General features: G+C 71.0%; 6 protein-coding genes. 3 read left to right on the top strand and 3 right to left on the bottom strand.

Annotated features, from left to right (window positions below; genetic code table 11):
- The 3 genes from VK923_19970 to VK923_19960 form a co-directional block, all read left to right on the top strand.
- Window positions 1-1,730, top strand: a 1,730-nt coding sequence (locus VK923_19970; protein HSJ46955.1) for a copper-translocating P-type ATPase, incomplete at its 5' end; no start/stop codon positions are given.
- A 96-nt stretch (window positions 1,731-1,826) separates the two neighbouring features.
- A complete protein-coding gene (locus tag VK923_19965) occupies window positions 1,827-2,084 on the top strand; it encodes a hypothetical protein (protein HSJ46954.1) in 258 nt (85 codons plus the stop codon).
- A 162-nt stretch (window positions 2,085-2,246) separates the two neighbouring features.
- On the top strand, window positions 2,247-3,563 hold the full coding sequence (locus tag VK923_19960; GenBank protein ID HSJ46953.1) for a M20/M25/M40 family metallo-hydrolase: 1,317 nt from the start codon (window positions 2,247-2,249) through the stop codon (window positions 3,561-3,563).
- Between the two features lie 291 nt (window positions 3,564-3,854).
- On the opposite strand, the gene VK923_19955 is transcribed toward VK923_19960, so the two are convergent.
- The 3 genes from VK923_19955 to VK923_19945 form a co-directional block, all read right to left on the bottom strand.
- Window positions 3,855-3,995 (bottom strand): hypothetical protein, encoded by a 141-nt coding sequence (locus tag VK923_19955; GenBank protein HSJ46952.1) that lies wholly within the window; start codon window positions 3,993-3,995, stop codon window positions 3,855-3,857.
- A gap of 422 nt (window positions 3,996-4,417) precedes the next feature.
- Window positions 4,418-4,765, bottom strand: a complete 348-nt coding sequence (locus VK923_19950; protein ID HSJ46951.1) for a hypothetical protein — start codon at window positions 4,763-4,765, stop codon at window positions 4,418-4,420.
- Window positions 4,766-5,316: 551 nt separating this feature from the next.
- On the bottom strand, window positions 5,317-5,598 hold a 282-nt coding region (locus VK923_19945), incomplete at its 5' end, for a BlaI/MecI/CopY family transcriptional regulator (GenBank protein HSJ46950.1).

The raw sequence follows: 5,598 nt of genomic DNA, 5'->3' as shown, positions 1-5,598 counted from the left end.
CGCGGCGGGGCACGGCGAACATGGACACGCTGATCGCGTTGGGCACGCTGGCGGCGTTCGGGTTCTCGGTGGTTCAGCTGTTCGCGGGTGGTCCGTTGTACTTCGAGAGCGCGGTGCTGATCATCGCGTTCCTGGTGTTGGGCCGTTGGCTGGAGGCGCGGGCGAAGGGGCGGGCGGGAGCCGCGATCGAGGCGTTGCTGAAGCTCGGCGCCTCGCAGGCGCGGCTGGTCGCCTCGGATGGCTTCGAGTACCTGGTGCCGGTGGAGCGTGTGCGGGTGGGCGACGTCGTGCGGGTCCGCCCCGGTGAGAAGGTGCCGGTGGACGGGGAGGTGGTCGAGGGCGCCAGCGCGGTGGACGAAGCGATGCTGACCGGGGAGAGCGTGCCGGTGGACAAGTCGCCGGGGTCGGAGGTCAGCGGCGCGACGCTCAACACCAGCGGCGTGCTCACGGTGCGTGCGACCGCCGTCGGCGCCGACAGCGCGCTGGCGCGGATCGTGACGATGGTCGAGCGGGCGCAGTCGGGCAAGGGCGCGGCCCAGCGACTGGCGGATCGGGTCTCGGCCGTGTTCGTCCCCGTGGTGCTGGTGATCGCGCTCGTCACGTTCGGTGTGTGGTGGTTGGCGCTAGGCCGGCCGATCGATGGCCTGACCGCTGCGGTGAGTGTGCTGATCATCGCCTGTCCGTGCGCCCTAGGGTTGGCGACGCCGACCGCGGTGATGGTCGGCACCGGGCGTGGTGCGGACCTGGGCATCCTCATCAAGGGCGTCGAGGTCCTGGAATGCACCCGCGACGTCGCCGTGGTGGTGTTCGACAAGACGGGGACGCTGACGCGCGGCGAGATGGCGGTCACCGACCTCCTCGCCGACGCCGGCACCGACCGGGATGTCCTGCTGGCGCGCGCGGCGGCGGCTGAGGCCGACAGCGAACATCCGATCGGTGCCGCGATCACCGCCGCGGCGCGCGATCGGGGGCTCGAGGTGCACCGGCCGGTGGCGTTCGCGGCGATGGCCGGGCACGGGGTGCGCGCCGACGTCGACGGCGTGACCGTGTGGGTTGGCACCCGCAAGCTGGCCGCCGAGGCTGGTCTCGTGCTGCCCGAGGTGCTCGACGACGCCGCCGAGCGTTGCGAGCGCGACGGTACGACGGCGGTCATCGCGGGTTGGGACGGTGTTGTTCGCGGGGTGGTGGCGGTCGGCGACACCCTCAAAGACGACGCCGCACGAGCGGTTGCCCGTCTGCACGCGATGGGCATCGAGACCGCCATGCTCACCGGGGACAACCACCGCACGGCCGCCGCGATCGCGTCGCGGGTCGGCATAGACCGGGTGCTCGCCGAGGTACTGCCCGACGGCAAGCAGGACGAGATCGCCCGGCTGCAGGCCCGCGGGCGGACGGTGGCGATGGTCGGCGACGGCGTCAACGATGCGCCCGCGCTGGTGCAGGCCGACCTGGGCATCGCGATCGGCACCGGCACCGACGTGGCGATCGAGTCCAGCGACCTGACGCTGATGCGCAGCGACCTGGACGGTGTGGCCACGGCGATCGAGCTGTCACGGGCGACCGAACGCACCATCCGGCAGAACCTCGTCTGGGCGTTCAGCTACAACACCCTGGCGATCCCCATCGCCGCATTCGGCCTGCTGTCGCCGATCGTGGCGGGCGCGGCGATGGCGTTCTCGAGCGTCAGCGTGGTCACCAACTCATTGCGCTTGCGGCGCTTCGGCCGCTGAGACCCGGCCGTCTGGCGCGCTCCGCGCCGCAGAGCCTCCAGTGCCTCCCGGCGATACCGCGGTCCGCGGCAGCGCGGCGATGACACGTGCCACCGGGTGCTCGCTGTCTGCCTCGGCAGCGTCAGCGTCAGCCAGCGCGAGCACGCGGTCGGCGTCGTCGACGGCAACCAGGCCGGTCACCGCGTGCTGCCCGCGGGTCAGCGTGCCGGTCTTGTCGAACACACGACGTGGACCGTGCGCATCCGCTCCAGCGCCAGCCGATCCGTGATCAGCATGCCGCTGCGCGCAGACTTCGCTGTCGAGATCGACGTCATGAGCGGGATGCCACCCCGAGCGCGTGTCGGCAGGCGATGATCAGCACGATCTGAACGCGTCCATCTCCATCGACGGTTCGACCTCGTCGGGCAGCAGTCCAGCCGGGGCTGCGAGCGCGTCCTGCGCTAGAGGTGACCGTGCTTGCGATCCAGGCCCGCCTGCCCGATGCCCGCGCGATCCCGCTGTTGGTAGGCTGCGCGCATGGAGTCGGTGGAGCTCTTGAAGCAGCTGTTGCGCATGCGCACGGTCAACCCGCCCGGCGACGAGGCGGCGGTCGCCCAGCAGGTCGGCGCCCATCTCGCTGATGCAGGGCTGGAGACCCGCACGCTCGTCTCTCCCGGGGGACGGGCGAACCTCGTCGCACGCGTCGACGGACCGCGGGGTCGCCCGGCGCTGGTGCTGTTGTCCCACAGCGATGTGGTGCCCGTCGAGGAGGACCGGTGGCGTCGCGACCCGTTCGGTGCGGAGGAGGTCGACGGCGTCATCTGGGGCCGTGGCGCCCTGGACATGAAGGGCATCACGGTGATGCATGCGGCGGCAGCCGCGGCGCTGGCGCGGTCGGCCAACGCGCCGACCCGCGAGGTGATCGTCGTCGTCGCCGCGGACGAGGAGGCCGGTGGCGACGAGGGCGCACGCTGGCTGCTCGACGAGCACGCCGATCTGCTCGGCTTCGGTGATGGTCGCCCGCCACCCGAGGTGCTGGGCGAAGGTGCCTACGGTGTCAGCGGGATGCTCGCGGCGCCGGTGGTCCCGATCGCTCTCGGGGAGAAGACCGCGGTGTGGTTGGAGGTGGTCGCGACGGGCGACTCGGGGCACGGTGCCCTGCCGCCCCACGACCAGGCCGCCGTGAACCTGGCTGCGATCGTCGGCGACATCGCGGGCTTCGGCACGCCGCGCGTGCATCCGGTGATGCGCGAGCAGTTCTCCACCCTCGCGGCCGCGGCGTCGGGGTCGATGGTCGGAGTCCTGCGCGCGCTCGCGTCGCCGGCGGGCCGCGCGGTGGTCCGCGTCGTCGCGCGGCGGATGCGCGGGGCCGGTGCGCTCGGGCTGCTGCTGTCGGACTCGATCACGCCGACGGGCATGGCGGCCGGGTACAAGTCGAACGTCGTGCCGGGTGAGGCCCGCGCCTCGTTCGACTGCCGGCTGCTGCCCGACACCGACGTCGACCGGTTCGTCGCGTCGCTCGACAGCACAGCGCGCCGCCGTGGAGGGCGCGTCTCGAACGTCGTGCAGAAGGGCCGCGGTCCCGTCAGCGGCACGGGGCCGTTGCTTCCCATCCTCGAACGGGCCACGCGGGAGACCGACCCGGATGCGATCGCGACCGTGTCGCTCACGCCCGGGATCACCGACGTGCGCTTCTTCCGCGCGCGCGGCGCGACGGGGTACGGCTGGACACCGCTCGTGGTGACACCGGAGCTGCTCGCCACGGTGCACGGCGACGACGAGCGTGTACCCGTCGACGCGTTCGAACGGGCGGTCGCCGTGATGTCTGACGTGGTGCTCCGCGCCTGCACGTGACGGCGCGGAGCACGACGTCGTCGTGACGCGTCACGACGCGCGGCCGCGCACCTGGAAGCTGAACATCGTCCCGAGCTCCATGTGTCGGCGATGTGGCAGTGCGCCATCCAGACTCCTGGGTTGGATGCGTCCATGTCGACGGTCTGGCCAGTGCGAACCAGGACGGTGGCCTTCCACACGAGGTTCGGCTCGCGCAAGCCATCCCTCGACAGCACCAGGAAGCGCTCGCCGTGGAATGGAACGGGTGGTGCATCGGGTGGTCGGACTCCAGCTCGTTGACCGGTCGGATCTTCACCTGATCGCCGGCGTCGAAGCTCCACCGGATCGCTCCCGGCCGGTGTCGCGGTCGACGAGCTTCCACCGCATGTTGGCCGGGGTCGTCCCCGTGTTGACGTCCGGCATGAGATTCTCCCACTCGATGCCGTCCGCCATGGCATCGGCGTGGCCGTGGTCGTGGGGGCCGCTGGCGCATCGGCTCCGGTCCGCGCCGTCGGGCTGCGATGCTGTATGGTTAATGCCGCACTTGGGACGCGTTCCAGGAGCCGTCGCTGACGACCTCCGGATGGCGTGGGACAGACGTACACGACCGGTCCGCCGCCCTCCGGTTCGTCGAGGGTCCCATCTCGGCCGACGAGCGCCAAGGGTCTTGTCGGATGCTGTCCCAGTGGTGTCCGAACCGTCCCGGCTGGCGCGCCCGAGGCACGCTATCCGTGCTCCAACATCTGGGTGGCACTGGATGCGTGGAGTCGGTGGCTCGCTCCAGCTCGCGATCGTCGTCGTACTCGGACGGTCCCGGTATGGCGTGCTCGCGGTCGGCCTCCGATCGCCGCGGCCGCCCGCCACACGGGATCGGCCTAGACCGCTGGGAACGCCAGTGGCACGAGGTGGATCCCGGCCACGGCGTGACCGATCGTCTGCACGAGGGCCATGGCCGACAGCAGGATCAGGGCGACTGCCGTGGCAGCCAGCGGGTGCAACCTTCGCGGAAGCGGGTCGAGCATGCGGTCGACGCGCCAAGCGGACCAGCCAGCGGCACCGAGCGCAGGTTCCGGCGGCATGGTCGCGGCCGTCACGATTGCGCTCGCGACGGTTCGCCTGCTGGTGAAGGCCGCTGCCCGGTCATCCGCGAGCGCCTCGAGATGCCGTCGGACGTCGCGCTGCGCAAGCCGCGCGCCGGGCCACGGCGCCAGGCCGGCAGCCATGCACCTTGCCGCAAGGTCGATCAGGCCGTGATGTCCGCGAACGTGTCCGCGCTCGTGGGCGAGCAGCGGCGCGTTGGGACGGCCGCAGCGCAGGAAACATCGTGTTGTCAACGAAGACACGGGGCCGCAGAAGGCCGACCGTGCAGGCCACCGATCCCATCGGCGCGAACGTGACGTCGCGTATCCTCCCCGTGGCCATCGTGAGCAGCCTGCGGCGTGCCCGGCGGGTCGTCTGGGCGGTCCGCCACCAGAGGTGGGCCGCGCGCCCGACCATCGCAGCAATGACGACGGTCATCACCACGATCACACGGAGGTTACCGCCTGCCGGTGGATCGTGAAGCGCCAGGGTGCAGAACTCGACCAGGCGGTGCGAGAGGCCGGTAGCACCGACAGCGATGTCGAGGATGCCGAGCCAGACGATCATGAGGGCCGCCAGGTGCGCTGCGATCACGACGACGGTCGGTGCGCGATTGTCCATGCGGCGCAGGAGGTACGGGGTCACCAGGCCCAGCGCCACGAGCGCCAGCGCAACGGTCATCGATCGCCATCCTCTAGCTTCGACACAACTGCTGCTGTTCCTCGGGGGTCAACCGCTCGACGAAGTGGAACAGCGCCTCGGCATGGTCGTCACTGTCGTGCAGCGCGGCCGTCATCGCGGATGCCGCATGCTGGCTCTGCGACATGACGGGACGGTACGTCCAGGCACGGCCCTCGAGTTGCCGCTCGAGGAAGCCCTTCCGATGCAGTCGCGTGAGCAGGGTCATCACCGTGGTGTACGCAAGGTCGGCGTCGAGCGCCTCGCTGATCTGACGGACGGTCAGGAACTGGCCCGG

The organism is Euzebyales bacterium (assembly GCA_035461305.1).
In the GTDB taxonomy this organism is placed as follows: domain Bacteria; phylum Actinomycetota; class Nitriliruptoria; order Euzebyales; family JAHELV01; genus JAHELV01.
This window is presented reverse-complemented; position numbering and strand designations above follow the sequence as displayed.

Excerpts from the sequence above, each read along its gene's own strand:
- VK923_19960 (HSJ46953.1), top strand. The coding sequence starts at position 2,247 with ATGGAGTCGGTGGAGCTCTTGAAGCAGCTGTTGCGCATGCGCACGGTC.
- VK923_19955 (HSJ46952.1), bottom strand. The coding sequence starts at position 3,995 with ATGGCGGACGGCATCGAGTGGGAGAATCTCATGCCGGACGTCAACACG.
- VK923_19950 (HSJ46951.1), bottom strand. The coding sequence starts at position 4,765 with ATGGCTGCCGGCCTGGCGCCGTGGCCCGGCGCGCGGCTTGCGCAGCGC.